The sequence below is a fragment of the Mycobacterium sp. JS623 genome, assembly GCF_000328565.1.
In the GTDB taxonomy this organism is placed as follows: domain Bacteria; phylum Actinomycetota; class Actinomycetes; order Mycobacteriales; family Mycobacteriaceae; genus Mycobacterium.
Window position 1 is genome coordinate 4,683,020 of record NC_019966.1, and the last position, 25,696, is coordinate 4,708,715.

29 protein-coding genes are annotated in these 25,696 nt (G+C 65.4%); 9 read left to right on the top strand and 20 right to left on the bottom strand.

Translation table 11 applies throughout. The annotated features are described in order from the left end of the window. Window positions 1-326 precede the first annotated feature (326 nt). The 3 genes from MYCSM_RS35330 to MYCSM_RS22860 all read left to right on the top strand — a co-directional run bounded on the left by MYCSM_RS35330 (window position 327) and on the right by MYCSM_RS22860 (window position 2,979). Window positions 327-770: a hypothetical protein gene (locus tag MYCSM_RS35330; protein ID WP_157681381.1), complete on the top strand. Its 444-nt coding sequence runs from the start codon at window positions 327-329 to the stop codon at window positions 768-770. Between the two features lie 662 nt (window positions 771-1,432). Beyond that, window positions 1,433-1,603, top strand: coding sequence for a hypothetical protein (locus MYCSM_RS37325; protein WP_157681382.1), 171 nt, complete (start codon window positions 1,433-1,435; stop codon window positions 1,601-1,603). A 62-nt stretch (window positions 1,604-1,665) separates the two neighbouring features. Further along, window positions 1,666-2,979: a hypothetical protein gene (locus tag MYCSM_RS22860; protein ID WP_015308540.1), complete on the top strand. Its 1,314-nt coding sequence runs from the start codon at window positions 1,666-1,668 to the stop codon at window positions 2,977-2,979. A 17-nt stretch (window positions 2,980-2,996) separates the two neighbouring features. On the opposite strand, the gene MYCSM_RS22865 is transcribed toward MYCSM_RS22860, so the two are convergent. Together MYCSM_RS22865 and MYCSM_RS22870 are read right to left on the bottom strand one after the other, a co-directional pair. Next, window positions 2,997-3,551, bottom strand: coding sequence for a hypothetical protein (locus tag MYCSM_RS22865; protein WP_015308541.1), 555 nt, complete (start codon window positions 3,549-3,551; stop codon window positions 2,997-2,999). A gap of 192 nt (window positions 3,552-3,743) precedes the next feature. Next, entirely contained in the window at window positions 3,744-4,649 is a 906-nt protein-coding gene (locus tag MYCSM_RS22870) for an LLM class flavin-dependent oxidoreductase (RefSeq protein WP_015308542.1), read from the bottom strand. A 54-nt stretch (window positions 4,650-4,703) separates the two neighbouring features. Here MYCSM_RS22870 and MYCSM_RS22875 point away from each other — a divergent pair, with 54 nt between their 5' ends. Continuing rightward, on the top strand, window positions 4,704-5,117 hold the full coding sequence (locus MYCSM_RS22875) for a VOC family protein (RefSeq protein WP_015308543.1): 414 nt from the start codon (window positions 4,704-4,706) through the stop codon (window positions 5,115-5,117). On the opposite strand, the gene MYCSM_RS22880 is transcribed toward MYCSM_RS22875, so the two are convergent. Both MYCSM_RS22880 and MYCSM_RS22885 read right to left on the bottom strand, forming a co-directional pair. Further along, window positions 5,118-5,960, bottom strand: a complete 843-nt coding sequence (locus MYCSM_RS22880) for a class I SAM-dependent methyltransferase (protein WP_015308544.1) — start codon at window positions 5,958-5,960, stop codon at window positions 5,118-5,120. It lies immediately after the preceding gene. 17 nt (window positions 5,961-5,977) lie between these two features. After that, window positions 5,978-7,096, bottom strand: a complete 1,119-nt coding sequence (locus MYCSM_RS22885) for a TDT family transporter (protein ID WP_015308545.1) — start codon at window positions 7,094-7,096, stop codon at window positions 5,978-5,980. Between the two features lie 92 nt (window positions 7,097-7,188). Here MYCSM_RS22885 and MYCSM_RS36165 point away from each other — a divergent pair, with 92 nt between their 5' ends. Beyond that, window positions 7,189-7,377: a hypothetical protein gene (locus MYCSM_RS36165; protein WP_015308546.1), complete on the top strand. Its 189-nt coding sequence runs from the start codon at window positions 7,189-7,191 to the stop codon at window positions 7,375-7,377. Further along, window positions 7,365-8,045, top strand: coding sequence for a DUF4097 family beta strand repeat-containing protein (locus MYCSM_RS22895; RefSeq protein WP_015308547.1), 681 nt, complete (start codon window positions 7,365-7,367; stop codon window positions 8,043-8,045). The genes MYCSM_RS36165 and MYCSM_RS22895 overlap by 13 nt, the downstream gene beginning before the upstream one ends. 52 nt (window positions 8,046-8,097) lie before the next feature. Here the strand turns inward: MYCSM_RS22895 and MYCSM_RS22900 are convergent, their stop codons facing one another. Both MYCSM_RS22900 and MYCSM_RS22905 read right to left on the bottom strand, forming a co-directional pair. Then, window positions 8,098-9,075, bottom strand: coding sequence for a sigma-70 family RNA polymerase sigma factor (locus tag MYCSM_RS22900; RefSeq protein WP_015308548.1), 978 nt, complete (start codon window positions 9,073-9,075; stop codon window positions 8,098-8,100). Next, the gene (locus MYCSM_RS22905; protein ID WP_015308549.1) at window positions 9,072-9,473 is read right to left on the bottom strand and encodes a PPOX class F420-dependent oxidoreductase; all 402 of its coding nucleotides are present in this window, start codon (window positions 9,471-9,473) and stop codon (window positions 9,072-9,074) included. Before MYCSM_RS22905 ends, MYCSM_RS22900 begins: the two co-directional genes overlap by 4 nt. Window positions 9,474-9,567: 94 nt before the next feature. Between MYCSM_RS22905 and MYCSM_RS22910 the strand changes: the two genes are divergently transcribed. Further along, window positions 9,568-10,620 (top strand): class I SAM-dependent methyltransferase, encoded by a 1,053-nt coding sequence (locus MYCSM_RS22910; RefSeq protein ID WP_015308550.1) that lies wholly within the window; start codon window positions 9,568-9,570, stop codon window positions 10,618-10,620. Between the two features lie 77 nt (window positions 10,621-10,697). Here MYCSM_RS22910 and MYCSM_RS22915 read toward each other — a convergent pair whose 3' ends face one another. Continuing rightward, window positions 10,698-11,711 carry a nitronate monooxygenase gene (locus tag MYCSM_RS22915; RefSeq protein ID WP_015308551.1) on the bottom strand — a complete coding sequence of 338 codons (1,014 nt, stop codon included), beginning with the start codon at window positions 11,709-11,711 and terminating at the stop codon, window positions 10,698-10,700. Between the two features lie 30 nt (window positions 11,712-11,741). Then, window positions 11,742-11,957, bottom strand: coding sequence for a GNAT family N-acetyltransferase (locus tag MYCSM_RS39125; protein WP_051073803.1), 216 nt, complete (start codon window positions 11,955-11,957; stop codon window positions 11,742-11,744). Window positions 11,958-12,095: 138 nt separating this feature from the next. Here MYCSM_RS39125 and MYCSM_RS22925 point away from each other — a divergent pair, with 138 nt between their 5' ends. Further along, complete coding sequence (locus MYCSM_RS22925; RefSeq protein ID WP_015308552.1) at window positions 12,096-12,521, top strand: VOC family protein; 426 nt, start codon at window positions 12,096-12,098, stop codon at window positions 12,519-12,521. Here the strand turns inward: MYCSM_RS22925 and MYCSM_RS22930 are convergent. The 9 genes from MYCSM_RS22930 to MYCSM_RS22970 all read right to left on the bottom strand — a co-directional run bounded on the left by MYCSM_RS22930 (window position 12,474) and on the right by MYCSM_RS22970 (window position 21,237). Beyond that, window positions 12,474-13,097, bottom strand: coding sequence for a TetR/AcrR family transcriptional regulator (locus MYCSM_RS22930; RefSeq protein ID WP_015308553.1), 624 nt, complete (start codon window positions 13,095-13,097; stop codon window positions 12,474-12,476). The two genes, MYCSM_RS22925 and MYCSM_RS22930, sit on opposite strands and share 48 nt — an antisense overlap. Further along, the gene (locus MYCSM_RS22935; protein ID WP_015308554.1) at window positions 13,094-14,476 is read right to left on the bottom strand and encodes a glutamine synthetase; all 1,383 of its coding nucleotides are present in this window, start codon (window positions 14,474-14,476) and stop codon (window positions 13,094-13,096) included. Before MYCSM_RS22935 ends, MYCSM_RS22930 begins: the two co-directional genes overlap by 4 nt. Window positions 14,477-14,489: 13 nt before the next feature. Further along, a complete protein-coding gene (locus MYCSM_RS22940; protein WP_015308555.1) occupies window positions 14,490-15,224 on the bottom strand; it encodes a creatininase family protein in 735 nt (244 codons plus the stop codon). Window positions 15,225-15,658: 434 nt separating this feature from the next. Continuing rightward, complete coding sequence (locus MYCSM_RS22945; RefSeq protein ID WP_015308556.1) at window positions 15,659-16,135, bottom strand: Rrf2 family transcriptional regulator; 477 nt, start codon at window positions 16,133-16,135, stop codon at window positions 15,659-15,661. Window positions 16,136-16,145: 10 nt separating this feature from the next. Further along, window positions 16,146-16,742 carry a cysteine hydrolase family protein gene (locus MYCSM_RS22950; protein ID WP_041312566.1) on the bottom strand — a complete coding sequence of 199 codons (597 nt, stop codon included), beginning with the start codon at window positions 16,740-16,742 and terminating at the stop codon, window positions 16,146-16,148. A 23-nt stretch (window positions 16,743-16,765) separates the two neighbouring features. After that, window positions 16,766-17,494 carry a 3'(2'),5'-bisphosphate nucleotidase CysQ gene (locus MYCSM_RS22955; RefSeq protein WP_015308558.1) on the bottom strand — a complete coding sequence of 243 codons (729 nt, stop codon included), beginning with the start codon at window positions 17,492-17,494 and terminating at the stop codon, window positions 16,766-16,768. Continuing rightward, window positions 17,491-19,335: a sulfate adenylyltransferase subunit CysN gene (gene cysN, locus MYCSM_RS22960; RefSeq protein WP_015308559.1), complete on the bottom strand. Its 1,845-nt coding sequence runs from the start codon at window positions 19,333-19,335 to the stop codon at window positions 17,491-17,493. Before cysN ends, MYCSM_RS22955 begins: the two co-directional genes overlap by 4 nt. Beyond that, window positions 19,335-20,258, bottom strand: a complete 924-nt coding sequence (cysD, locus tag MYCSM_RS22965; RefSeq protein ID WP_015308560.1) for a sulfate adenylyltransferase subunit CysD — start codon at window positions 20,256-20,258, stop codon at window positions 19,335-19,337. The genes cysN and cysD overlap by 1 nt, the downstream gene beginning before the upstream one ends. A gap of 169 nt (window positions 20,259-20,427) precedes the next feature. Further along, window positions 20,428-21,237, bottom strand: a complete 810-nt coding sequence (locus MYCSM_RS22970; protein ID WP_015308561.1) for a transporter substrate-binding domain-containing protein — start codon at window positions 21,235-21,237, stop codon at window positions 20,428-20,430. Window positions 21,238-21,295: 58 nt separating this feature from the next. On the opposite strand from MYCSM_RS22970, the gene MYCSM_RS22975 reads away from it, so the two are divergent. Beyond that, window positions 21,296-21,721, top strand: coding sequence for a PaaI family thioesterase (locus MYCSM_RS22975; RefSeq protein ID WP_015308562.1), 426 nt, complete (start codon window positions 21,296-21,298; stop codon window positions 21,719-21,721). A gap of 115 nt (window positions 21,722-21,836) precedes the next feature. Here the strand turns inward: MYCSM_RS22975 and MYCSM_RS22980 are convergent, their stop codons facing one another. The 3 genes from MYCSM_RS22980 to MYCSM_RS22990 all read right to left on the bottom strand — a co-directional run bounded on the left by MYCSM_RS22980 (window position 21,837) and on the right by MYCSM_RS22990 (window position 25,665). Next, window positions 21,837-22,328 carry a beta-class carbonic anhydrase gene (locus MYCSM_RS22980; protein WP_015308563.1) on the bottom strand — a complete coding sequence of 164 codons (492 nt, stop codon included), beginning with the start codon at window positions 22,326-22,328 and terminating at the stop codon, window positions 21,837-21,839. 132 nt (window positions 22,329-22,460) lie between these two features. Then, the gene (locus tag MYCSM_RS22985) at window positions 22,461-24,365 is read right to left on the bottom strand and encodes an ArnT family glycosyltransferase (RefSeq protein ID WP_015308564.1); all 1,905 of its coding nucleotides are present in this window, start codon (window positions 24,363-24,365) and stop codon (window positions 22,461-22,463) included. 31 nt (window positions 24,366-24,396) lie between these two features. Then, window positions 24,397-25,665: a bifunctional glycosyltransferase family 2/GtrA family protein gene (locus MYCSM_RS22990; RefSeq protein ID WP_015308565.1), complete on the bottom strand. Its 1,269-nt coding sequence runs from the start codon at window positions 25,663-25,665 to the stop codon at window positions 24,397-24,399. Between the last annotated feature and the right edge of the window lie 31 nt (window positions 25,666-25,696).

Sequence of the window (25,696 nt, forward strand, 5' to 3'; positions counted from 1 at the left end):
CTTGATCACGAATGCGGTCGGTCCGTCGCCAGCCATTGATCTTTGGGCAACGTACATGCTAGGTGATGTTCACCGTCGAACTTGATCATGATTTCCATCCGATCTTCTTGTACAGGCCGCGACATTTCAGTAAGCCTTGGCCAATTTGCCAATCTGCGCGGAGCGGCCGCAGAGGTATGGTCGGCGTCGTCGGTGGCGGCCGACCTGGCGTTGCTCGCGGAACCTTGGTGGCCCAATTGCCCGGGCTGGAGAAGCCGAATCGCTCAGCTCGCAGCGACGTTCGGCTGGTGAGCACTTATTGTGGGCAGTCGACCCTAGGAGCGATCTTGAATTTGAAGCTTGTCGTGTCCGGAACAGTTGTCGGAGGCGCGGTGAGCCTGGGCGTGCTGTTCGTCGGCACCGGTAGTGCGTGCGCCGATCCCGCGGTTCCTGAACAGGTCGCGGAACAGGCGTCGGCGTCCGAACCGGCCACTCCTGACCGCGACAGTCAACGGGACGAGCAGCAGGCCCAGCCTGTGCATGACAACGGGTTGCCGTGGCCATTGAATTCGCTCGATCTTCCGCCGGCACCGTTCGACGTTCCGCCTCCCCCGCCGTTGGACATTCCGCCACCCATACAGGTGACAGTCCCAGTCGGGGTGTCGTTGGGCCTGCCCGCGATTCCGCTCGGGCTGCCCGGTCCGCAACTGCCGCCCCCACAGCTGCCGCCCCCTCCGCAGGTGCCTTTGCCGTCCCCGCCGTCAATTCCGTTGCCGCCGCCCCCCTTCTGACTAAAATTGGTGTACCGGCCCCGAAAAGACTTGTTCTCAGCCAACATTCGACACGCATCCAGTAGCGCACGTCGCTGGCGGGCTGGCGTCTGACGGCTACATGACTCTGACGGCCTCACCGCGAATCGACGGTAGCGCCGTACACGGCGACTGGGAGCAGACCTCCAACAGCGTGAGGGGCTGCTCGCGGTGACGCTACGACCGCCTTGAAACTGATGCCGCAGGGCGTCGCCAAACTCGACATCGGGGATGAACGCGCGACCCGCGCGACTGACGATGGCCACTAGGGCACGCGCCGACCGCTGATCGCCGCGGGTTCGGTGCCGAATCCGCCCCGGCGCCTGTGAGGCCAGGCCCCCATCTTCCTCGCAGGGCCCGGCGTCACACCAAGCTCGGCTGAATCACCCGGTGATCGGTGTCTCGCTACGTCGCAAAGACGAGAGGGACCCGTCGAGCGAATGGTTGATCCCGGTGGCCTCTGTTCCCACATAAACCTCTTTGGCCTCATAGCAGAACTTCCTTATCAGCCGGGCACCGGGGACCCTCGTCGCGTCCCGCATTAACACTGTGACCGCTTGTGCCGCTTGGCTTTTGGTTCCCGCACCTACCGACATCGATGCCCACGTTCGACGATCGAGGTCACGTCGGGAGCTGGGCTCTGCATGCGCTCGAACTTCGCCGAACGTGTCCCGCCAATTGCAGCCGACTTCGAGTCGATCGATGTGGCTAATCCAAAACTCGGCGATAAGACTGCGCTCTTCCGCGGGCCGTCGATTCAAGCAGCAAACAGAGAATCATCGGTGCCGTTATTTGCTGAAATAGTTGATTTCTAGATGCCACGAGGTAAATTGGTCCCATACATTCGACGCCACGTCACGGTTTTGCGAGGGGATTCATGTTCAAGACCGGATATCTATCTGTCAGTGCGGGGGTCGCGTCCTTGGGCGCCACGTTGTTGCTGCTTGCCTTTCCGGGGGAACGCACTGCTACCAACCAGCCGTTCACAGTCCCGGAGGTGCGCCCAGCCGCGGTCACGAACTTCGGCGACATCTATCCATGGCTGATCGGGCTGGGTGGCGGCAATGGCAGCGCCGGCAACGTGAGCTGGAACGTTCTCAACGCGTCAGGCGCTGGCGGGAATGCCGTCGGTGCTGACGGCGCGCTGCAGACGGCCAATCTATTGGGTCCGTTCGCCTTCAACCTCGATTCGGTCAGGTCGTTCAGCGCCAGTCAGGCAGCCCCCGGCGCCACGCCGCCGGGGGGCCAGCCGATCAATCTCGCAGTCGCCGATTTCGACCGGTGGATGGTCGGAGCGGCGGGTTTGGCCAGCAGTACCGGCCTACTGGGTTGGGAGGCCAACAGCGCCTTCGGCAACACCGGCGGCTTCGCGAATTATGCCGGCACCCTGCAAACCGCCAATCAAGTCGGCCCGGCCGTCTTCAACCTCAACGTCCTCAAGGCCATCAGCTTCAGCCAGGCAACAAACGGCACGACCCTGACCGGGCGACAGCCGGACAACTTCAGCGCCGTGGACATCGGCCGCTGGCAAGCCGGAATACCAGGACTCATCTACAACACCGGCACTACGGGCTTTGTCAACACCGCCGATTTCGGCGGGGCGGCGAGTTGCCAGTGCCAGGGGGATCCCGGCCCCACCACCACGGGCTGGGTCGGCGGCCTGCACACCACCACCCAAATCGGTCCGATGGTGTTTGACTTCAACTTCCTACCTGCCATCAGCGCCAGCAACCCAGGAGGCTTCTCCTTCTCGACAGCGCCCGACCTGACCACCGCCAACACCCCGTTCGCCAACTACACGCCACCGATGGGTGCCCCGTTCCCCTTCGCCGCCAGCGCTCCGGCGCCCGCGGCCGCTTCCATCGCCAGCGACCCGCCGACGGCGGGCCCGGTCGGCGACGCCCCGGACACGCAGACATCCCGGACGGTCAGCACGGCCAGTACCCCGAAGCCCGTGATACCTGGTGTCAACGGCGCTCCGCTCGCGCCCCGCACCCCGAAACCGGGGACCTCAACCGGTACGACCGACCCGTTCAGCCCGTTCACCGACATGTTCCAGCAGGGGTTTGCCGCGTTCACCGGCACCACCACCGGGACACCTAGCACGGGGACACCTAGCACGACCGGCAACAACCCGCCCTCCGGCGGGGCAAACACCGGCAGTGGCGGTAGCACAGGCGGGACTGGCTAGCCGAGGCTAAGCGCATCTCACTTGCAGAGCTCGACGATCCTCGCGCTCTTGGCCTCCACCTCGTGGAGCCGTCCGACCTGGCCGGGGTCGTCATCGGGCACCCCAGCCAGCGCATAGATTGTGAGATCTTGCAGATCGCCGGCGAGCGACCGCATCACGTCCGCTAGCTCGTGCGGAACAGCGGGATCCACATGGTCAGTGAGGTAGCGGCCGCCGGCAGACATGGCCAGGCGAGCGTTGGCCGCCACCGCCTGCTTCGCTATCGGATCGGCACCGACGTCCGCGTGGGTCTGTAGCGATATCCCCGTCCGCACCGTGCTGTACGCGGAACATGCACGTCCCTTGGCCTCGGCGGTCTGCTGTGCGGTCGGCGACGGGACGCTACTGGCCTGAGGTCGCAACAGCGCCCATATCGCCAGCGCCAACGCGACGATCGCGATCAATGCGGCAGCGGCCGCGCCCCACCTCGAAAGGACCGGCTGATGCGCCGGCTTGCCGCCTGAATGGGCCGCCCGCCGCTTTCCTGTCGACCGAGATGGCTCCTCCGCTTCCGGTTCAGTGCTGTGCGACATGGTGAAGGAATGGTAACCGGGAATATTCGGATAAGGCCGATTTGACCGCTAATCGCGCGCCCCTTTGAGGCAAAGGCATTTGAATTGCGCGGCGATGGCCACGATTACCTCCGGATCCGTCGCGGCCGTGTTAGTAGGCGCCAATCTCAGGTCGGACACTAATGGCCCATTCTTGGGATATTGACGCTGTAGCTAATTCGTAGCAGCGAACTGCTGACCGAAGTCGTTTATCACCTCGGCAACGCGCCGCACCTGGTCGACGTTCGAATTCGTCGGGATGAGGTGAACCTCATCGGTGCCGATGTCGGAGAACTTACGCAGCACGGCGGTCAAGTCATCCTCGTTGCCCGCCCATCCGGTGGTGGGTGCGATCGCGTCCACTACGTCGGCCGGAATCCAGTTCATGTAGCGCAGCAGGTGGCGGTGAATCTGGGCCCTGGCCTCCCGCCGGTCGTCGCCGATGGCGAACCAGAAGGACGTCGCCAAATGCGGCTTGGGCTTACCGGCCTGTGCCCACGCCTGGCGCGCGACATCGAACAGCTCGTTTTGGTTGTCGACGTTCAGATCAAGCGTGGTGCCGGCCACCCCGTCGGCCCAAACTGCAGCGCTTCGAACGGTTTTCGGGCCCATCGTGCCGACCAGCAGCTTCGGTCCGCCGGCCTGCGCCGGCGGGGGTCCCACAGGCACAACGGAGTCCGTGATCTTTTCACCGGCCCAGATCCGCTTCATTACGTCGACGGTCTCGGCCAGCCCGCGGATCGTCTGCGTCGCGGGGTCGGCGCCTACGGCGTGATAGTCCTCGTGGCGACCGCCGACGCCGAGGCCGACCGTCAGCCGGCCGCCGCTGAGCACGTCGCCGGTGGACAACTGTTTGGCCAGCATGACGGGGTCGTGCAGCTGCGGCACCACGACCGTCGTCACCAACTGCACCCGGTCTGTCCACGCGGCGAGCGCTCCCATCAACGTCAGGGATTCGGGATTGTCGAAGGCGATGCGCTCACCCCAGCACAGCGACGAGAACGGGCCGGCGTCGATGAGACTGGCCCACGCCCGCAGCGTCGCCGCGTCCAAATTCGGCTCCATCACCGGCATGGTCATCCCGATCTGCACGTCGGTGATTCTGGCATGTGTCGCGACTGGCAGCATGAGGTCATGACGATCAGCACCAGTTCCATCGCACACGTGCGACTCACTGTCACCGACATCGAGCGGTCGCGGCAGTTCTACGAGAGCGTGTTCGGCTGGCCGGTGTTGATCGAGACGCCCGAGAGCGCCGACGCGGCCACCCAAGAGGCGCTGAGCTTTCTGTTCGGCGGGGTCATCTACGACCTCGGCGGCACGCTGGTCGGCCTTCGGCCCGTCGCGTCCGACAGGTTCCACGAGGACCGCTGCGGCCTGGACCACCTGGCCTTCCGCGTGGCCACCAAGGCGGAATTGGATGACGCCGCAGCGCATCTCGACGAGCTCGGAGTCGAATACGAGCCCATCAAGGACATCGGGCCGTCCTACATTCTGGAGTTCCGCGACCCGGACAACATCGCGCTGGAGCTGACGGCTCCCAAGTAGTCACCGGGTAAGGCGGACAATCCCGCTGTAGGTGTTGTTGCCGGGTTTATGCGGATCTGGCTGCGGCAGCCAGGCCAGGGGACGCATCCACAGTGGCAGCCGGCCGAAGCGGTGCGCCGCGGTGAAGACCGAATCCATCTCAACCACACGCCAGCCCAGGTCCTCGAAATAGCCGACGCCGTTCTCGGGCGCGAAGATGAACGGCGCACTGTCCAGCAGGCCGCGAGTGCGCTTGTTCATCCGCTTCTGCAGGCCCGGGCCGAAAAAGTCGAGCACCCACCAGGCGATCTCTGGGCGGGTGAATGCGGTCGACAACCCTCGGACGTCGCGCTCTTGGAGGTACATCAGCAGGCCCTCGGTCAGCACGAGTGCCTTGGTGACGCCTGCCAACTCGTCGGTCAAGAACTCGTCGCGGGCCCGCGGATCGGCGAGGTCGACGACATGCCGCGTCAACCGGCACCGCGGCGTCTGATCGGCGAGGGCGTGCGCCTTCTCGGTCAGCAGGTCCGGCAGATCGGCCTCGACCCACGTGAAGTCCTGCGGCAGATCTAACCGGTACGGCCGGGCATCAAGGCCCGCGGCCAGGTTCAGCACCTTGTCGCAACCGTCGGCGATGGCCTCGAGGATGATGTCGTCGATGACCTTGGTGCGCGCCGCCAGCCACCAGCCGTTGCGAATCGCGCGGGGTGCCGCGGCAACGATGGCGCGGCCGCGCTCGCCAGCGAGCCGGTCGGCGAGGTGATCGTGGAACAACGCATCGGGACGCTCAGATTCGACCGCCCGGTACGTCGCGACCCAGCGTGCGGTGTCCGAAACATGGGAAATCAGAGGTTCTGTCGCCACGCTACGAGTCTTCCACGCTAGGCAGGCGCATCCTTCTTGGCCTTGATCGGATCCGCCGATGGCGGCGCAAAGATGTTGCCGCGCACGCCCCCTCGGAACGTCCGCACCGCCACCAGGCACCAGGTACTCAACAGCCCCACATAGGCGATGGCCGCGGCGACGCGGAATGCCGGTAGCCCGCTGTGGACGGCCAGCTGCGTGGTGCCCGTGACGAACGTGCCGACAGGAAAGGTCAGGCTCCACCACGTCAGCGCGAACGGCATCCCGCGCCGAAGCGTGCGGATGGTCAATGCCGTCGCCAGTGCGATCCACAACACCGCGAACCCCCACACTGGAACGCCGTACAGAATCGCGAAGACGCCCATGCCGTCGGCTAGCCGCGGCTCAACGGCCAGCGCCGCGTTGGTCCCGAGAAGCCCTGCGGCCGTGATCGATTGGCCGAGTGGACCGAGCACGATCCACAGCGTCGGAACCCGCGCGGTGCCCGAGGTGCCGAAGTGCGCAAGGCGACTCCACACCATCGTGATGATGATGAGCGACGCGACGAGCGAAAGTCCGAACATCGCGTAGCAGCCGTAGAGCATGGTTTGCCTGCCGGTGCCCGGCGCCAAGTGCGGGATCAGCAGCGCGCCCGTGGCCGCGGACACCATCGGCGGCACCACCGGCATCAGCCAACCGCCGAATGCAGCGTCGGGTTCGACGCGGTACTGCGTGAACATCAGATACGGGATGCTGATCGCGGTGAACAGCCCCCCGAGCGTGCCCGCGCTCCACAGCACCCAGTCGAGATCGATGGCGGCCCGTTCACCGATCAGATCCCTGCCGACGAGGGTCGCCCCGGCGCCGACGGTGAGCAAAGCCATAGGTGCCGCGCCGTAGAAATGGCCCATCTGCGGGTTGTAGGCATGACTGCGGGCCACCGTCGGGTGGCGTACCCAGTGCGCGGCCACCGCGACGATGAGCATCACCAGCCATACCGTGCTCGCCACCCACACGACCTCGGCGAACGCGCGCAGACCGGGGACATGCAGCGGCAGCGGCGCGCCCGCCGTGGCGACTATGCCGGTGCCCATGACCGAGGCGAACCAATTCGGACCCAAAAAGCCCAGTCGCTGCTGCCGGTCGGTCATCGTCATGCGGCCATCATCGCGCCTGCGGGGGATTTCCCCCGGCAGGTTCTCGGGGAAACGCCGTGTCGCAGGTCGGCCGGTGTCCATAGGTTGAAGGCATGGTCGCAGTCACCGAAACGAGCCCCGACAGCAACCCGGCACCGGCACCCGCTGCCGCCGACGAGCCCGTCGCCGCAGCCCCGCGCAACCTCGGCGTGGTGCCGACCGCCTCGTTGCTGATTGGCGCCGCGATCGCGGTGGTGTGGTTCTGGATTCCCTTGACAATCCCGCGGGCATGCGGTCGGTGATCGTCGACACCGGCTCTGTACCCATCGCGATTCGCATCACCACCGACCGGCAGGCACGTGAGCCGCGGGCCGATCTTCGGATGGTCAACTCCATTCGTGCGGATGCAAATCCGTTGCTGGTCAACACCGATCCAGCGGGTACGCGGGTCACGATCAACGGTGAGTCTTCAGCGTTCCTGGACTTCGGCCGCGCGGGCGAGATCAACCTGGTGCTGCCGCCCGACCTCGGCCGCAAGCTGACGGTCACTGCAAAGCAGGACGCCGGCGTGGTGCTGGCGCAGGCCGATCTCGACCAGCTGATCGCCCAAACCGGCGCCGGTGCGGTGGTGCTGAGCGGGGCGGCGCGGCGCGTCGAGATCCACAACGTCGACGGTGAGGTGGTGACGCGCGATCCGATCCGGGTGACCGAATCGTTCAGCGCCACCACCGAAAACGGTGACATCAAGGTCGATTTCGCTGACACCGCACCGCGTACTGTCGATGTGTCCAGTCAGAACGGTGACGTCGTCGTGGCGCTGCCGGTGCGCGGGCCCTACGTCGTCAACGCCAATACCGAAAACGGCTCGACGGCGGTACGGGTGCCGCAGACCGCGAACCGCGAGGACGCCGCGGCCGTGGTTACCGCGCGCTCGGAAAACGGCGACGTCGTCATCGACGACCTGCGATGACGGGCGGGGCGCTAGCGCCGAGATTGCACTCAGGGCTGTGGAGTTCGCGAAATCACGACCCTGTGTGCAATATCGCGCCGACTTCGAACGCTTCGTGTATCAGCGGCAGCCCGAACAGCGTGACCAGCCGCGGATCCCCGAACACCACGATGCGGGCGATCCCGGACGCGGTCACGTCGAGCACCGCGATACCGAATGCACGCAGCACGCCGTCGTCATCGCGACGATAGGCGGCCACCGCGGGCTGGCCGTTGGCTCCGATCTCTACCATGCGCCAATCGCCCTGCACGCCAACCACTCCGGCGAGGTAGGGCAGACACGTCGCCCGCCCCGAGAACCACGTCCGCGATCCGACCATCTCCAGCGCGGCGTCGTGACGCAGCGCGTCGGCGAGCAAAGTGGTGTCGGCGTTCTCGAACGCGGACATGTACTTCTCGAGCAGCTCGCGCGCTTGCGGTTCGGTCGGCTCGATGACCTCGTCGGCGTTCGGCGCGATGTCCCGCATCCGGGCGCGGGCCCGCTGCAACGCACTCTTCACGGCGGTGACGCTGAGGTCGAGCATCGCGGCGACATCCGCGGCCGGGAAGGCCAACACGTCACGGAGCAGAAGCACCGCGCGCTGCTGCGCCGGGAGGTGCTGAAGGCTCGCGATCAGCGCCAGCCGCAGACTCTCGCGCGACGTCACGACCGCGGCCGGATCGTCGACCCGGGAATCCGGAATGGCCTCCACCCACGCCACATTCGGCGCTGGCACGGCTTCGGCGTGCGGGTCGTCGGCGGGCCCCGTCAGGCCCGACGGCAACACCCGCCTACCGCTGTGCGCCAGCGTCGACAAGCACGTGTTGGTTGCGATGCGGTACAACCACGTCCGCACCGACGACCGGTTCTCGAAATTCCGGTATCCGCGCCACGCCCGCAGATAGGTCTCCTGCACGACGTCCTCGGCGTCGTGCGCCGACCCGAGCATGCGATAACAGTGCGCGATCAACTCGCGGCGATACGGTTCGGTGTCGCGGACGAATTCACTCATGTGGCCGCCGGCGGAAATTGGTAGAGCTTGTCCGGTGTAATGCGCACGATCAGCCGTTCGGCCTCCGGCTCGGGCGGCGGCTGCGCACCGCCCATGTATCGGTCATACATTTCGTAGAGCAATCGCTTCTGCGGGTCCTCAGTGATCTCCACCGTGCCACGGATCTCCAGATAGCGCGGCTGGCGCTTGTCGGCGACCAGCAAGCTGACGCGCGGGTCGCGAGCCATATTGCGCGTCTTCAGCCGACCCTTGATGGTGCTGAACACCACTGTGTCACCGTCGCGTTTGACGAATATCACCGACGACTGCGGGCGTCCATCGGCGTTCGAGGTGGCGATCGCCGCGATGTGCGGTCCGTCGAGCACCTCGCGCGCAAGCTGGTTGAGCGTTATGTCCATGCCGGTATAGACCCATGGAACCGCGAAAAAGAATCGGTGAGCCTTTGGGCGGCCTAAACTCGTGGTGTTGTCGGGACGCGGGGGCGTGATTGCAATGGCAATTAACGAAGCAAAGCTGAATGAGTTTGTCGGCAAGGCTGTCGGCGACCTTGGCGCTGCAGTCAGCGCCACGCTGGTCCTGGTCGGCGATCGGCTAGGGCTGTACCGGGCGCTGGCCGCCGAGTCGCTGACGTCGGAGGAGTTGGCCGCCAAGACCGGCACCAACGAGCGGTATGTCCGGGAATGGCTCGGCAACCAGGGCGCTGCCGGCTACGTCCAATTCGACCCGGACACAGGCAAGTGGTCGATGTCGCCGGAACAGGCGGCCTGCCTGGCCGATCCGAACGGTCCGGTGGACATGCCCGGTGCCTACAACATCGTCGAGGCGATGTTCCACGCGCTCGGTCGCACGGTTGATCACTTCAAGAGTGGCGAAGGCATGGAATGGGGCGAGCACCACCCCTGCCTGTTCGTCGGCACCGAACGCTTCTTCCGCGCCGGCTACAACGCGAACCTGCTCGAGTCGTGGTTGCCCGCACTCGACGGTGCGGTGGAGCGCTTGCAGGCCGGGGCGACGGTCGCGGACGTGGGCTGCGGTCACGGCGCAAGCACCGTGCTGATGGCGCAGGCCTATCCGAACTCGACGTTCATCGGTTACGACTATCACCCCGATTCGGTTCTGGTCGCGAACGAGCGGGCCAAGGCGGCCGGCGTGGAGAACGCGAGGTTCGAGGTCGCGGATGCGGTGAACTACTCCGGCAAGGACCTCGACCTGATCGCGTTCTTCGACTGTCTGCACGATATGGGTGATCCGGTCGGCGCCGCGCGACACGCACGAGACGCATTGGCGAGTGACGGGATAGCAATGATCGTCGAGCCGTACGCCAACGATCGCGTTCAGGACAACCTCAACCCGGTTGGCCGCGTGATGTACGGGGCGTCGGCGCAGATCTGTGTGCCGGTGTCCTTGGCGCGCAACGGTCCGGCGCTGGGCGCTCAGGCGGGCGAGCAGCGGCTGCGCGAAGTAGTCGTGGACGCCGGCGGCTTCACCAGGTTCCGCCGTGCCACAGAGACACCGTTCAATCTCGTCCTCGAAGCGCGTCCCTGATCGCGTTATCTGCCGAACGTTCCGTACCGCTCGAAATTCCGACGATTTTTCGAGCGGTAGGGAACGTTCGCCGGGAGCTAAGTCAGTGACCGCATGATTTCGGCGACCGTGGCCGACCTTGCCAGCCGATAGCCGGTACCCGCCCAGACGTTGACGGCGTGCGGATCGCCGGCCCGCACCGACGCCTGCCGCAGCGGGCTGGTCAGCCAGTGGATCTCCGGATAACCGAACGTCGCCTCGGCTTCATGTTCGTCGATGAAACGATTGCGCAAGCCACGCGCGTAGCGGCCGGAGAACGCCCGCGTCACAACGGTTTCCGTGAACTGCGGGTCCTGTAGTGCGGCGCGGTGTACTGGGCTGCTGCCCGACTCGGCCGACAGCAGGAACGCCGTGCCGAGCTGCGCCGCGACCGCTCCGGCCGCCAACACCCGCCCGACATCGTCAGCTGTCATCAACCCGCCCGCGGCGACGACCGGCATGTCGACGGCGGACGCGACGTCGGCCAGCAGTTCATCGAGCGGTTGACGCGCAGGCTGCACGGCGGGATCGAACGTGCCGCGGTGACCACCGGCCGACGGGCCCTGCACCGCTACCGCATCAACGCCACGCGTAACCGCCGTGTGCGCCTCGGCCAGGGTCGTCACGGTGCCGACGACGGTGACGCCGACTTCTCGCAACCGGCGGCACTCCTCTGCACTCGGCACGCCGAACGTGAACGAAGCCACCTCGGGCCGCACGTCGAGCAGCACTTCGATCTTGGCCGCCCAATGGTCGTCGTCGAACCGCGGCTCACCCAACTGGGCTCCGTATCGCTCGGCCTCGGGCGCGAGCGACTTGGCGTAGAGCTCGATGTCTTCGCGGGTGCCCGCACTTGGCTGTGGCACAAACAGATTCGCGCCCAGCGGACCCGCAGTCAGCCCACGTGCGGCGCTAAGCCGTTCCCCGAACGCCTCGGCTGTCAGGTAACCCGCGGCGACGAAGCCGAGCCCGCCGGCGTTAGTGCCTGCGGCCGCGAGTTCGGGCGTCGACGGTCCACCTGCCATGGGCGCGACGATGATCGGCACTGAAAGATCGCGGAAGTCGAACGCCATCGATCCTTAGTACCACCCGGTGCACAAGCGCTATCTGAGAGCCTTGCCGAACAGCAAGCAGTCCTGCGGCTCGGTGGAGATGTTCGGCAATACGGCATATCGAGCCATCCGACCCTCACAGGCCAGCCCGCTGCGCTCCAGCACCGCAGCCGAGCCGGCGTTGTCGACGTGGCAATGCGCCGTCACGCGGTAGACGGACGGGTCATGCTCGGCCTTGCCGAGCAGCAGTGCCAGCACCTCGGACATGATGCCCTTGCCCCACCTCCGGATCGGATGCGATGCGCTCGAACAGCAGCTCGGCGTCGTCGATGGTTGGCGCGCGCAACGTGACCCGTGACCCGGTCAGCGTCTCCATGTCCGACATGAGTTCTATCCTGGGTTGATATGGCAATCACGTTCAACCACACCATCGTCGCAGCGAAAGACCGGCAGGAATCGGCCGACTTCTTCACCCATCTGTTCGGCCTGCCACCGGCCAAGGAATTCGGCCCCTTCCTGGCGGTAGAGATCGACCATGGCGCCAGCCTCGACTACGCGCAGGTCGCCGAGGACGAGGACATCCGACCGCAGCACTACGCGTTCCTGGTGTCCGAGGACGAGTTCACCGAGATCTATGGCCGCATCCAGGCACGCGGTCTGCCGCACTGGGCTGATCCGCGCGGCAGCAGGCCCGGCGAAATCAACCACAACGACGGCGGCCGCGGCGTGTACTTCCAGGATCCCGGCGGCCATTACCTCGAAATCATCACCCGGCCCTACGGATCAGGTGCCGGTAGCGTCGCAGAGTCGCGGGATCGCGAACTCGAGTAGCGAAATCGCGTGCGGCACCGGGGGCTGTCCAGCCGCCAACTGATACACAACCGCACCGTCCACGACTGCGAGGACCGACTTCACGCCCTGCGCAGTCGCTGCCCAGCCGTTCAGCGTCAGCACACGTGCGACGAGATCAGCTAAGACGCTGTTGTAATTCGTTATTACAGTGCGCAATTCGGGATGCTTGCCTGCCTGGAGGTATCGTTCGTAGATACCAGAGATGGTGGCGCGGGTGAAGGTCCAATTCTCGGCGTCATGAACCGTTGCGATCTCGACGATCAGGCGCGCGGTCTCGTTCAGGCTGAGCTGTTGCGGTAGTCGGCTGATGAATTCCTCCGCCTGCTGTACCCATCCGTTGAGCATGAATTCCAGTCCCAATGCCCGCAATTCGTCGCGAGTGTCGAAGAAGGCGCGAAGCGTCGCCTCCGGAAGTCCGGCCTCGTCCGCGACGGAGCGATACGTCACCGCATCGAATCCGCGTCTGCGCAGTACGGCTGCCGACGCACGAATCGACGCCCGACGTCGGTGCGCTGCGCGCGTCGACGGCTGACGTGACCCCGAAACGGTCGTCATAGATTAGTCAGGTATCGATCGCGCTCCCAATCAGTGACGACGCAGTGATATGAGTGCCATTCGGTGTATTTCATGTCGACGTACTCCTCGATGAACTGAGACGGGAACACCTGGGCTGCCAACTTGCTTTCGGCGAAGGCATCGGTGGCTTCGAGCAGGTTGCGCGGCAGGCGCACCGCGTTGACCGACGGGTCAGGCCGCACGTCGGTCAACTCGGTGTCGACTGGGTGACCCGGATCGAGGTCACCTTCGATGCCGTCGAGCCCTGCGGCGAGTAGGAAGGCAGCCGCGAGATAGGTGTTCGCCGAAGAGTCCACCGCACGGTTCTCAACGGCCGGTCGGTTCTTCGGCAGCCGCAGCATGCATGACCGATTCTGCTGACCGTATGCCGACCACACCGGCGCCCACGACGCCGTACCGTCGGCCAACCGCGGATTGAGCCGCTTGTACGAATTCACAGTCGGAGTGAGTATCGCCGCCAACGCGTCGGCATGTTTCATGATGCCGGCGATGAAGGAATATGCCAGGCTGCTCCACCCCATACCGCGGACATCGTTACTGTCCCGCATCAGATTCTCACCCGAGGTGGCCGAAACCAGGCTGATGTTGTAGTGATGGCCGGACCCCCAGGACTCCGTATACGGCTTGGGCATGAAGGTCGCCGCGAGGCCGTGGCGCTTGGCGATCTGGCGGACCATGAGCCGGAAAAAGGACATCTTGTCGGCCATCGCTAGCGCTTCGTCGAAGGCGAAATCAAACTCGTACTGCCCGTCACCACCCTCGTGATCGAAGCTGTAGACACCGAATCCGCTGTCCTGCATGGCAGTAACGACTTCATCGAGAAATGGGGCCGCATCCAGCGTAGCCTCCGCGTCATACGCCGGGCAGGGGTGCAGACCGCCGCTGGGGGCCATCGGTGTCAGGTAGCCGCCGCGGCGGGCCGAGTCGTTGGGTTCAAAGACGAAAAGTTCGGTTTCGATGCCGAGGTTCATCGAGTACCCCATACCGCGTGCGCGCTCCAGCTGAGCCTTCAGGATGCTTCTTGGGCACTGGTCGAAAGGCTCAGCGCCGTCGAGAAGGAGATCTGCCGCCATCCACACGAACCGGTCATCCCACGGCATGCGGCGCAGCGTCGTGATGTCCGGCATCGCGACGCACTCCTCCTCGTGCGGCAACATCGCGCCGAATCCAGTGACGCCACGCGGTGTGTAGCGCTCCGACCCGGCGACCAGATTTGGAAGGTGGTCGATCGGAACTACTTTCGATTTCGGGCGGCCATGTATGTCGATCCATGAGCCGAGGGCATATTTGACCCCTGCGCGTGCAAGCGATTCGGCGGTTTCGCGGTGCGTCTGTTGAATCGAGTGAATGGTGTCCATGGTCGTTCTCCTTTTACAGGGGTGGGCGTTCCGTGTGTCCGGCCCGCGCTTTGGCGGCAATGACGTCGACGACTGCGTCAAACAACGTTTGCCCGAGCTCGGCTGTCGCTTCCGACGGACGTCCGGTAACACCGTTGCGCGACAACACCTTTGCTGTGTACCGAAAGGTCAACCCGGTGGTGCGGTCGACATCGTCGGCGTGCAGCATCGCCTCGACGTCTACCGCTTCCGGAGCGATATGCAGCATGATCGACGTTTCGGCGCAGTTGGCGTGAATGTCCTCACCATCTACGCAGACCGCTGTATGGACCGCATCGCTTGCGTGCCACCAGTCCACCCATGCGGATTGCAGGTCTGGACGCAGGAACCTCAACCGATCGGTGGCGGTGGACAACGACCCCACGTTGCCCATGTGCGCGTTGACGAAGATCAGCTTCGTCAACCCGCTGTAGGCCGACCACTCCGCATACCGTTGTAGAAGGCAGGCAAGCTCCTCGGGAAACAGCGAAATGGTTCCAGGGAATGTCGTCCCGTGGCCGAGGCTGCACCCGATGGCGATCGGGGGCAACACAATCGTGTTTTCGACGGTGCTCGCCACGGCGTCGCAGAGCGCTGCGGCGATACGCGTGTCTGTGTCGGTCGGTAGGTGCGGACCGTGCTGCTCGGTTGCGCCGACTGGCACCAATCCGACATAGGCGGCAAGATTCGCCTGGCCCAACGCGGTCGAGGTCGAATATCCCCACTGCATCGCGACGCTCCAAATACCCGGAACATAACGCTGCTCCGATGTCCTACCGGGCTTTTGTCCCCTGGTGTGCCGACATTCCAGTGCTGCCGGTGCGCCCCTCGGTCCAGGCCTCGAAACGAGCGGAACCCTAGGCGCAGATCTCCTGTGGAGGTCTGCGGCCAAGCTAGGAAGCCGTCATTTCCCATCCATATCACTCGTGTTTCGTCTGTGTATCCATCATCGAGAGCCGCGACCCCAGTACGTCGACCATCGCCGTCGAGACGGGTCAGCATCTCAGGGCGGTTGCCCAGCACAGATACCAACTCGGCCACACCGCCCCGGACAAGCGGCCCTAGACCATGTCGCCAGCCTGCGGCGGTGGCCACTAGCCGTAACCCGCGACTGTTGCGGTAGGCGGACACGAACGGATTCGGCACGCGCAGTTGGGTATTGAGCTAGCCCACTGAGTGGCCGCGCTGCTCCTCTTGACCGCGGTAGTCGTCGGCCATCTTCGCAACGTGTTTGGGCAGTGCACCGGATGCGACGTCGGCGAGGCTGGTCTTCTCGAGCACCGAACGCATGCTGGCCCGCAGCGCGCGCCAGACGTCGGTCAATGCGGCCGTCGGCCCCGAGTACGGCAGGTCGCCGAGCCCGATGTCGCGCACGCTGGCCAGCGGGCCGTCGATGCAGCGCAAAACGTCGGCGATGCTGATCTCGACGGCGGGACGGGCCAGCTCGTAACCGCCGTCGCGGCCGCGATGGCTGCGCACCAGCCGGTCGGTGCGCAGATCCGACAGGATGTCGACCAGAAACTGCGGCGGAATGCCCTGGGCTTTAGCCAGGTCGTCGGTCTTGGCCAGGACGCCCTCGTCGATGGTGGCCAGCTGCACCATGGCCCGGACGGCATACTCCGCCTTGGCCGACATCCGCATGTTGGTCAGGCTAGTCGGGAATGTCGTGAGCGCTGGGAACCACGACGGCGAACAGGTCCCCCATCGCGGCGAGGCTGGCGGCCTGCATGGCCTCCGCGGACACCGTCTCGTCACCCAATCCGGGCAGGGCGCGGGTGGCCGTCGCCGATGCGACGACCGTCGGCGTGTAGCCGAGGTTGAACGCCCCGCGGGCCGTCGAGTTCACGCACATGTGCGTCATGAAGCCCGCCAGCACGAGGTTGGTGGCATTGGAGGTCTTCAGCACCTCATCGAGGTCCGTCTGCACGAACGAGTTTGGATAGTTCTTCACCACTACGGGCTCGCCGTTGTGCGGGGCCACCCGCGAGACGATTGCGCCACTCTCTGCTTCGATGTCGTATAGCGAGCCGGGGCCGTCGTCGTGCTGGATGTGGATGACCGGGATGCCGGCCGAGCGCGCACGGTCGAGCAGTGCGGCAGCCTCGTCGAGCGCAGCTTGCACACCCTCGAGCTCCATGATTCCGCGCGTGTAGGTGTTCTGACAGTCGATCAGGATCAGGGTCGATTCGGCCAGACTGACCGGCTGTTGCGGCAGATCGGCGAGGACGCGCAGGGTCGGGTTGCTCACGCGCCAGACATTACTGGGCGTACTCACCTGGTGACGGCCAGCACCGCATCGGCGAATTCAGGCCGACACACGATGAGGTCGGGCAATCGCGGATCGGGCTGGTTATAGGCCAGCGACGAGCCGTCGATGCGCGAAGTGTGCAGCCCGGCCGCGCGGGCCACTGCGACGGGCGCCGCGGAGTCCCACTCGTACTGGCCGCCCGCATGCACGTAGATGTCGGAGATGCCCTGCACGACGGACGCGACCTTGGCGCCCGCCGAGCCCATTTCGACCAGCGTGCCGTCCAGCGCATCACGCACGGCGAGCGCAACCGCAGGCGGCCTGGTACGCGACACCACAATCCGCGGCTTGTCCACGGTGGCGGGCGGCGGTACGACCGTCGGTGTCGCGAGCGTAATGCCTTGCGCCGGAAGGGCGACCGCACCGACCACCAGCTCGCCGGCTTGCCACAACGCCACATGCACGGCCCAGTCGTCGCGGCCCAGTTCGGAGAACTCCCGCGTGCCGTCGAGCGGGTCGACGATCCACACCCGCTCAGCGCTCAGGCGTACCGGATTGTCGGCGCCCTCCTCGGACAGCACCGCATCGCCGGGGCGCTGCGCGGTCAGCGCCTCCATCAAGAAGTCATGGGATCGCTTGTCCCCCGCGGCTTTCCGCTCTGCCTCGGTGGCATCCGCCAGCTCGGATCGCACATCGAGCAGCAGCTTGCCCGCCTCGGTCGCCAGTCGCGCGGCGACGTCGTGGTCGGTCACCGCCTGGTTTCCAGCAGCTCGATCACCATGTCGGCGAGTTCCTCGGTCGAGCGGTCCGGCGTGAGCCGAATATCCGGATTCTTCGGCCGCTGATAGGGGCTGTCGATGCCGGTGAAATGGGTGATCTCGCCAGCACGCGCCTTGGCGTACAACCCCTTCGGGTCACGGCGCTCACAGTCTTCGAGCGGGGTGTCGCAGAACACCTCGAAGAAGTCGAGACCCGCATCGGTGGTGACCTTGCGCGCCAGCGCACGGTGCTCCTCCAGCGGGCTGATCGCAGGGACGAGCACGACCTGACCGGAGTCGGCGAGGATGGCCGCGATGTGGGCCAGCCTGCGCTGATTCTCGGCGCGGTCGGCCATCGAGAAGCCCAGGTCCGCGTTCAGGCCGTGCCGCAGGTTGTCTCCGTCGAGAACATAGGCGGGGCAGCCCTTTTCGAGCAGCTTCTGCTCGACCAGCATCGCCACCGACGACTTGCCCGACCCGGAGAGACCGGTGAACCACACCGTGCGGCCCTTCGACAACCGGTCCTCGGAGGTGCACAGCGATTGGTGGCGCACCGTGTTGGGGCTCGCGGTGCGCGCGGTGACGTAGGGCAGGATCATGCCCGCTGCAACCGTGCCGTTGGTGTTCGGGTCGATCAGGATGAACGAACCCGTTGCCGCGTTGCGGCTGTACTCGTCAAGCAGCAGCGGCACCTGCGTGCGCAGCGAGATGCGACCCAGCTCATTGAGTTTCAGTGCGGTCGCCGACTTGTCGCGGTGCAGCGTGTTGACGTCTAGCCGGTAGTCGAGCGCGGTCACCTTCACCCGAGTGCTGCGGGTGGTGTGCTTGATGATGTAGTCGCGACCGGGCTCCAGCGCGGTTTCGTCGGCCATCCAGCACACGGTGGCGTCAAAGTCCTGCGCCACCCGCGGCTGATTGTTCGGCCGCGCGATCAGGTCGCCCCGCGAGATGTCGATGTCGTCGGCGAGGCTGATCGACACCGCCATCGGCGGAAAGGCTTCCTGCACAGGTCCGCTCGGACCCTCGATCGCGGTGATGCGGCTTGACTTTCCGCTGGGCAGGACGACCACCTCGTCGCCGGGACGCATGACACCGCTCGCGACGGTGCCCGCGTAGCTGCGGTGATCGTGGTGGTCAAGCGATTGCGGCCGGATCACGTACTGCACCGGGAACCGCACGTCGACGAGGTTGCGATCGCCGGCGATGTACACCTCTTCAAGATGCGACAGCAGTGACGGCCCGTCGTACCAGGGCGTGTTGTCGGACTTGGTGACGACGTTGTCGCCCTGCAATGCTGACAACGGAATGGTCGTCACGTCGTGGATGTCGAGGCGGGCAGCGAACTCGTGGAAGTCGTCGCGGATCTTCTCGAATTGTTCACGGTCCCAACCGATCAGGTCCATCTTGTTGACCGCGAGCACGATGTGCCGGATGCCGAGCAGCGACGCCAGGAACGCATGCCTGCGCGACTGCTCCAACAGCCCGTGCCGGGCGTCGACCAACACGATCGCCAGCTGCGCGGTCGACGTGCCGGTGACCATGTTGCGCGTGTACTGGATGTGACCGGGGGTGTCGGCGATGATGAATTTCCGCTTGGCCGTGGCGAAGTAGCGGTACGCGACGTCGATCGTGATGCCTTGCTCACGCTCGGCGCGCAGGCCGTCGGTGACCAGAGCCAGATCGGTGTAGTCATGTCCGCGTTCCTTGGAGGTGCGCTCGACAGCGGCGAGTTGGTCCTCCATCACGGCCTTGGAGTCGAACAGCAACCTGCCAATCAGTGTCGACTTTCCGTCGTCCACCGAGCCGGCGGTCGCGATGCGAAGCAGCGTCGTCATCAGAAGTAGCCCTCTCGCTTGCGGTCTTCCATGCCGGCTTCGGAGATCCGGTCGTCGGCGCGGGTGGCACCGCGCTCCGTCAGCCGCGACACCGCGGTCTCGGCGATCACCTCGGACACCGTGCCCGCCAACGACTCGACGCAGCCGGTGCAGGTGACGTCACCGACGGTGCGGAAGCGAACGGTCTTGGTGATGACCTCCTCGTCCTTGCGGGGCTGCATGTACTTGTGCACGGCCAGCAGCATGCCGTCGCGCTCGAAAACCTGGCGCTCGTGCGCGTAGTAGATCGACGGCAGCTTGATCTTCTCGGCACCGATGTAGGACCAGATGTCGAACTCGGTCCAGTTGGACAACGGGAACACGCGGATGTGCTCACCCTTGTGATGGCGGCCGTTGTAGATGTTCCACAGCTCGGGCCGCTGCGCCTTGGGATCCCACTGGCCGAACTCGTCGCGGAAGGAGAACACGCGCTCCTTGGCGCGGGCCTTCTCCTCGTCGCGGCGAGCGCCGCCGAATGCCGCGTCGTACTTGTTCTCGCGGATGGCGCGCAGCAGCGTGAAGGTCTGCATCGGGTTGCGCGACGGGATCGTCTCGACCACCCGTCCGGCATCGATGTCGTCCTGCACCTTGGCCACGACCAGGCGTACGCCGGACTCGGCGACGAGTTCGTCGCGGGTCTGAAGCACCTCATCGAAGTTGTGCCCGGTGTCGACGTGCATCACCGGAAACGGCAGCCGGCCCGGCCGGAACGCCTTGATCGCCAGATGCAGCATGACAATGGAGTCCTTGCCGCCGGAGAACAGCAGCACCGGCCGCTCGAACTCCGCGGCCACCTCCCGAATGATGTGGATGGCCTCGGCCTCGAGCGAGCGCAGGTGACTCAGCTCGTAGCGGCCCGCGTTGAGTTCCTGGGTGGCAGTCATGTCATCCTCGTAAAGTTGGTAGAGATGACCAGAATTATCTGCATAACCCGATATGAAACCAGCTCAGGCCTGCGCTGTCAACGCCACCTAGAGAGTGCGAGCAGACGCAGAAGTGCGTGTCGCCGGCTGAACCGCCCGACGTGTCGTGCGCTTTTGCGTCTGCTCGCCGTCACGGACCGATGACCGCGCCAAGATACTTACGGCTCAGCGCGGCGTAGGTTCCGTCGTTTTGCGCGATGTTGAGCCACTGGTCGATCCACTGCTGCAGGTCGGTCGCCGACTGCGCGACGAGATAACCCTTCTGCTCGAACGTGAATGGGTGATCAAGGCTCACGCCACACAGTTGCGGTTCTTGATTTTCCTCCCAACGGATTTCGCTTGCGTCGGTAATCATTACGTCCGCGGCGTTGTTGGTCAGTTGCTCGAAGATCGTGTTGTTGTCGGGATACGTCACGACCTGCGCATTGCGCAGATGATCCTTGTCGAAGTCGGCGTTGGTGCCGCCGGGGTTGACGACGACGCGAACACCGGGGCGATCGATGTCGTCCAACGTCTGATAGTTCGCGGCATCCGCACACCGGACGATGGCGGCTTTTCCATCGCGCAGGTAGGGGGCGCTATAGAGGGCCTGCTTGGCGCGGTTGAGCGTGATCGAGATTCCGCCCATCGCGACGTCACACTTGTTGTTCAGGTCGGTGATCAGATTCGCCCATGTGGTCGGCACCACGTCCAATCGGGCGGCAAGCCTATCAGCCATATCGTGAGCCATCTCGATGTCGAGTCCACTCCAATTGCCTTGCGGGTCATGATAAGTGAATGGGCGGTAATCGCCGGTACTGCAGACGCGGACCGCGCCGCGCTGTGCGATCCCGGGCAGTCCGCCCGCCCGTTGCATCGTTGTCGGCGGCGTGGCCGTCGAGCCGCAGCTTGTCAGCAGGGCGATCAACACGGTCAGGGCGGCCGACCGGATCGCTGTCATCGACTCTCCTCGGTTCGCTTACTTCAGAGGTAGTTGAGCAGGCGCACATACTGGTTTCATGTCTACTCCGACCCAGCGCCAGACCGGCGCGGACGTCATGGCGCAGTTCATTCCGTCGTCGCCGTTCGTCGCCAAGCTCGGCATCGTCGCCGACAAACTCGACGCCGACGAGGTGCGGCTGCGCCTGCCGTGGGACCCGACCAACGTCACCGTCGCGAACATGGTGCACGGCGGCGCGATCGCGGCACTGGCCGATGTCGCGGTGATGGCTGCGGCGTGGGCCGGTGCGGAGGTGCCGGACTCGCTGCGCGGCGTGACCGTGGCGATGTCGATGCAGTTTCTGGCGCCCGCGCGCGCCACCGACCTGATCGCGGTCGGGCGAGTGCTGCGGCGCGGCAAGACATTGGTGAATTGCGACGTCGACGTCGTCACGCCGGAGGGCGAGGCGGTCGCGAAGGCAATCGCGACGTACAAAGTCGGCTAGCCAACCCGACCCGCGTCTTGGCTTCCCATGGCCGAGATTGCACTGAGGATTGTCGATCTTTTACCGCAACCCTCAGTGCAATCTGGGCTCTAGCACGAACATTGCCAGCAGGTTGTTAGAGCGTCACTTCGTTCAGTCGACCGGTCGCGACGTCGAAGATGAATCCGCGCAGCGATTCGTGTTTGGTCACGAACGGGCTGGCCTCGATGCGGCGCAACGACTGACGCACGTCCTCTTCGAGGTCGACGAACGCCTCCGCGGCCCATTCGGGCTTGATACCCGTCTCGTCCTGGATCTGCTGCTTGAATCCGTCGTCGGTGAAGGTCAGCATGCCGCAATCGGTGTGGTGGATCAGGATGATCTCTTTGGTGCCGAGCAGCCGCTGGCTGATCGCCAGCGAGCGAATCTCGTCGTCGGTGATGACGCCGCCGGCATTACGAATGACATGCGCCTCGCCGTCGCCGAGCCCGAGGATCCGGTAGACATCGAGCCGGGCGTCCATGCATGCCACCACCGCGACGTGCTTGCTCGGCGGCAGTGGCAGCGGGCCGGTGAACGTGCTCGCGTACGCCTCGTTGTTCTTCAGATATTCGTCGGTCACGGACATGGGACCTCCTCGATGATCTCGACGCGACCATAACCCCGCGGCGGCCTGGTGCCACGGGTAAAAATCACCGCGGTATCGACGGCGACGGCCGCCCTGCCGGGGGTCGCAGGGCGGCCGTCAGATCGGGAGCCGTCAGGCCTTGGACTGGCTCAGGTCGTAGACGGTGGCGCCGCCGACGTCGATCGGGGTGAAGTTCTGCTGCACCCATGTGGTGATCTGTTGCGCCGGGCCCGAGCGGCCACGGCCGGGGCCGCCGTGGTTGTCGCTGCCGATGAAGTACCGCACCTCGTGGTCGGCGACATAGCTCTGGAACTGCGCCAGCGTCGGCGAGTTGTCCGAACCGGTGAACCCACCGATCGCCATCAGCGACGCGCCGGTCTTGAGTTCGAGGCCGCTCACTCCCATCGACCCGATACTGGCTGCCGCCCAACGATTATCGGCACCCTCGAGGAGCTGCGCCAGCGCCGCGTTGTCCTCGTTGCCGCCACCGGGGCCACGTCCGCCGAACAGTCCGCCGCGTCCGCCGGGGCCACCACCTCCGAATCCCGCCTCGCGGATGGGTCCGGACATCGTGCCCGGGCCGCTGTGTGCGTGTGTGACGTTGTAGATGGAGAACGCCGTCGGCGCAGCGAGCCCGAGAAGCGCCGCGGCGGTGACCAGTACGACCGCGGCACGACCGAGCCGGTGCGCGCCCACTGCGAGGACGGCCGCGACGACCACCGACCCTGCCACCACGATCCACCGTAATGCAGGCGACCAATCAGGTGTGCGGTCCAACAAGATGAACGCCCAGACTCCGGTGGCCGCGACCATGACCGCAAGCACGACCCGCGGCATCACGAATTCCCTGCCACGCCACAACTCGACCGCGGAGATCCCGACGAGCGCCGCGACCGCCGGCGCCAGTGCCACCGTGTAGTACGGGTGCACGGTGCCGTTCATGAAGCTGAACACGGCGCCCGTCACCAGCAGCCAGCCACCCCACAACAGCAGGCCTGCGCGGACCGATCCGGTTCGTGCCGTGCGGCGAGTGAACCAGATACCGGCAGCCAGCCCGATCAATGCGGCGGGCAACAGCCAGGACGCTTCGACTCCCATCGACGGCCCGAACAACCTGCCGATACCCGGCTCGCCGCCGAAGAAGAGGTTGGCGCCCTTTGGCCCGCCACCACCGCCAGGACCACCGCCCGGGCCGCCTTCGCCGCCCGCGATGCGTTGGATCCCGTTGTAGCCCAGTGCAAGCTGCAGCAGGCTGTTGTCGGTTGAGCCGCCGATGTACGGCCGCGAGTCTGCGGGCCACAGGCTGACCAACGCGACGTACCAGCCACCGGACACCACCATCGTCGCAGCGCCGACGAGTAGCTTGCCGATGCGCTTCCACGTGCCGACGGGCGCGGCGACGAGGAACGCCAGCGCGAGACCGGGCACGATCAGGAAAGCCTGCAGCATCTTGGTCAGGAACGCGAACCCAATAACGATGCCCACCAACGCAATCCAACGGGTGCTCGCCGTCTCAATGGCGCGCACCATGCAATATGCGGCGGCCACCAGCAACAGGACGAGCAGCGCGTCGGGGTTGTTGAACCGAAACATCAGCACCGCGACCGGAGTCAACGCGAGCCCAGCGCCTGCAATGAGGCCCGCGGCAGGTCCGCTGGCGCGCCGCACCGCCAGGTACAGCAGTCCGACCGCGCCGACGCCCATCAGCGTTTCGGGCAGCAGCATCGTGAACGCGCTGAACGCGAACAGCCTGCCGAACAAGCCCATCACCCACAGCGCGGCCGGTGGCTTGTCGACGGTGATCGCGTTGCCCGCATCCAGCGAGCCGAACAGCCAGGCTTTCCAGTCCTGCGTTGCGGCCTGCGCCGCGGCGGCGTAGTAGTTGTTGGCCCAGCCGGAGGACCCGAGCCCCCAGAGATAGAGCACGGCGGTCGTCGCAAGCAGTGCCAGCACCGCGGGGCGGACCCAGCGCGGGTTGCGACGCGGCGGGCCCTCTGATGCCACCGCCGTCTGGGCCAGCGCTTCGGTGATCGTCATGAAATCGATTTCCTTCGTGTGTCGGTAAGAGTCAGTTCGATCGGCGTGGGTGAAAGACCCACCCGCGCAGGAGAACGAAGCGCACCGCGGTGGCGACCAGGTTAGCGAGCACCAGCACAGCGAGTTCGAATAGGTGATGCGGTTGTGCGACGACGGCATGCAGCGCGGCCAACGACCCGCTGGTGATCATCAGCGCGATGCCGAACACGACAAGACCCTCGATGTGGTGACGCGTCGCGTTGATGGCGCCGCCGACCCCGAACGTGAAACGTCGGTTGGCAGCGGTGTTGCCAATCGCCGTGAGCAGCAAGGCAATCAGGTTCGCCGCCTGTGCGCCGGCCCAGCCCTGCATCAGCATGAACAGCAGCACGTAGGCCGCGGTCGACGCGACACCGATGGCGCCGAACCGAACCACCTGGCGAAACAGGGAGCCTGGTGCGGCCGATTTCCGCGATGATCCCAGTTGTGCGGCAATGGTATTCACCGGGATCGAACCGTCGGCGAAGCCTCGCAGCATTCGCCCGATGCCCTTGAGGTCGGCGGTCGCGGTGGCGACGATGTCGACGCGGCTATCTGGGTCGTCCACCCAGTCGACGGGTACTTCATGGATCCGCAGACCGCTGCGCTCCGCGAGCACCAAGAGCTCGGTGTCGAAGAACCAGCCGGTGTCGGAGACGTGAGGCAGAAGGCGCTCGGCGACGTCGGCGCGGATGGCTTTGAAACCGCATTGCGCATCCGAAAAACCCGCGGCCAGTGTCGATTTCAGGATCAGGTTGTAGCAGCGTGAAATGATCTCGCGCTTCGGGCCGCGCACGACACGTGCACCGCGGCCCAGCCGCGTCCCGATCGCTAGGTCCGAGTGGCCGGAGATGAGCGGGGCGACCAACGGGGCCAGCGCGGCGAGGTCCGTGGACAGGTCGACATCCATGTAGGCCAGCACCGGCGCGTCGGAGGTCGACCACACCGCGTGCAGTGCCCGGCCGCGTCCCTTCTGTTCGAGCCGGACGACGCGGACATCGGACAGCTCGTCGGCGAGTTCGGCCGCGATGCGGGGTGTGTCGTCGATGCTGGCGTTGTCGGCGATCGTGATGCGCGTTTCGAACGGAAGGTTCTCACGCAGAAAGCGGTGCAGCCGGTGCACCGAGTCGGCAAGGGCGGCTTGCTCGTTGTACACCGGGACCACGACGTCGAGCACCGGCACGCCGGCGGCGCGGGCGGCCCTGGCGGCGTTCGGCCGCGATTCGAAGTGGTGACCCAGACCAGTGAGCGGTTCAAGGGCGATGTCTGTCATGAGAACCATGGTTGAGCAGCAGCGTGTGTCCCTCGTGGGC

Excerpts from the sequence above, each read along its gene's own strand:
- MYCSM_RS37325 (WP_157681382.1), top strand. The coding sequence starts at position 1,433 with ATGCGCTCGAACTTCGCCGAACGTGTCCCGCCAATTGCAGCCGACTTC.
- MYCSM_RS22860 (WP_015308540.1), top strand. The coding sequence starts at position 1,666 with ATGTTCAAGACCGGATATCTATCTGTCAGTGCGGGGGTCGCGTCCTTG.
- MYCSM_RS22865 (WP_015308541.1), bottom strand. The coding sequence starts at position 3,551 with ATGTCGCACAGCACTGAACCGGAAGCGGAGGAGCCATCTCGGTCGACA.
- MYCSM_RS22870 (WP_015308542.1), bottom strand. The coding sequence starts at position 4,649 with ATGACCATGCCGGTGATGGAGCCGAATTTGGACGCGGCGACGCTGCGG.
- MYCSM_RS22875 (WP_015308543.1), top strand. The coding sequence starts at position 4,704 with ATGACGATCAGCACCAGTTCCATCGCACACGTGCGACTCACTGTCACC.
- MYCSM_RS22885 (WP_015308545.1), bottom strand. The coding sequence starts at position 7,096 with ATGACGATGACCGACCGGCAGCAGCGACTGGGCTTTTTGGGTCCGAAT.
- MYCSM_RS36165 (WP_015308546.1), top strand. The coding sequence starts at position 7,189 with ATGGTCGCAGTCACCGAAACGAGCCCCGACAGCAACCCGGCACCGGCA.
- MYCSM_RS22895 (WP_015308547.1), top strand. The coding sequence starts at position 7,365 with ATGCGGTCGGTGATCGTCGACACCGGCTCTGTACCCATCGCGATTCGC.
- MYCSM_RS22900 (WP_015308548.1), bottom strand. The coding sequence starts at position 9,075 with ATGAGTGAATTCGTCCGCGACACCGAACCGTATCGCCGCGAGTTGATC.
- MYCSM_RS22905 (WP_015308549.1), bottom strand. The coding sequence starts at position 9,473 with ATGGACATAACGCTCAACCAGCTTGCGCGCGAGGTGCTCGACGGACCG.
- MYCSM_RS22910 (WP_015308550.1), top strand. The coding sequence starts at position 9,568 with ATGGCAATTAACGAAGCAAAGCTGAATGAGTTTGTCGGCAAGGCTGTC.
- MYCSM_RS22915 (WP_015308551.1), bottom strand. The coding sequence starts at position 11,711 with ATGGCGTTCGACTTCCGCGATCTTTCAGTGCCGATCATCGTCGCGCCC.
- MYCSM_RS39125 (WP_051073803.1), bottom strand. The coding sequence starts at position 11,957 with ATGTCCGAGGTGCTGGCACTGCTGCTCGGCAAGGCCGAGCATGACCCG.
- MYCSM_RS22925 (WP_015308552.1), top strand. The coding sequence starts at position 12,096 with ATGGCAATCACGTTCAACCACACCATCGTCGCAGCGAAAGACCGGCAG.
- MYCSM_RS22930 (WP_015308553.1), bottom strand. The coding sequence starts at position 13,097 with ATGACGACCGTTTCGGGGTCACGTCAGCCGTCGACGCGCGCAGCGCAC.
- MYCSM_RS22935 (WP_015308554.1), bottom strand. The coding sequence starts at position 14,476 with ATGGACACCATTCACTCGATTCAACAGACGCACCGCGAAACCGCCGAA.
- MYCSM_RS22940 (WP_015308555.1), bottom strand. The coding sequence starts at position 15,224 with ATGCAGTGGGGATATTCGACCTCGACCGCGTTGGGCCAGGCGAATCTT.
- MYCSM_RS22945 (WP_015308556.1), bottom strand. The coding sequence starts at position 16,135 with ATGCGGATGTCGGCCAAGGCGGAGTATGCCGTCCGGGCCATGGTGCAG.
- cysN (WP_015308559.1), bottom strand. The coding sequence starts at position 19,335 with ATGACGACGCTGCTTCGCATCGCGACCGCCGGCTCGGTGGACGACGGA.
- cysD (WP_015308560.1), bottom strand. The coding sequence starts at position 20,258 with ATGACTGCCACCCAGGAACTCAACGCGGGCCGCTACGAGCTGAGTCAC.
- MYCSM_RS22970 (WP_015308561.1), bottom strand. The coding sequence starts at position 21,237 with ATGACAGCGATCCGGTCGGCCGCCCTGACCGTGTTGATCGCCCTGCTG.
- MYCSM_RS22975 (WP_015308562.1), top strand. The coding sequence starts at position 21,296 with ATGTCTACTCCGACCCAGCGCCAGACCGGCGCGGACGTCATGGCGCAG.
- MYCSM_RS22980 (WP_015308563.1), bottom strand. The coding sequence starts at position 22,328 with ATGTCCGTGACCGACGAATATCTGAAGAACAACGAGGCGTACGCGAGC.
- MYCSM_RS22985 (WP_015308564.1), bottom strand. The coding sequence starts at position 24,365 with ATGACGATCACCGAAGCGCTGGCCCAGACGGCGGTGGCATCAGAGGGC.
- MYCSM_RS22990 (WP_015308565.1), bottom strand. The coding sequence starts at position 25,665 with ATGGTTCTCATGACAGACATCGCCCTTGAACCGCTCACTGGTCTGGGT.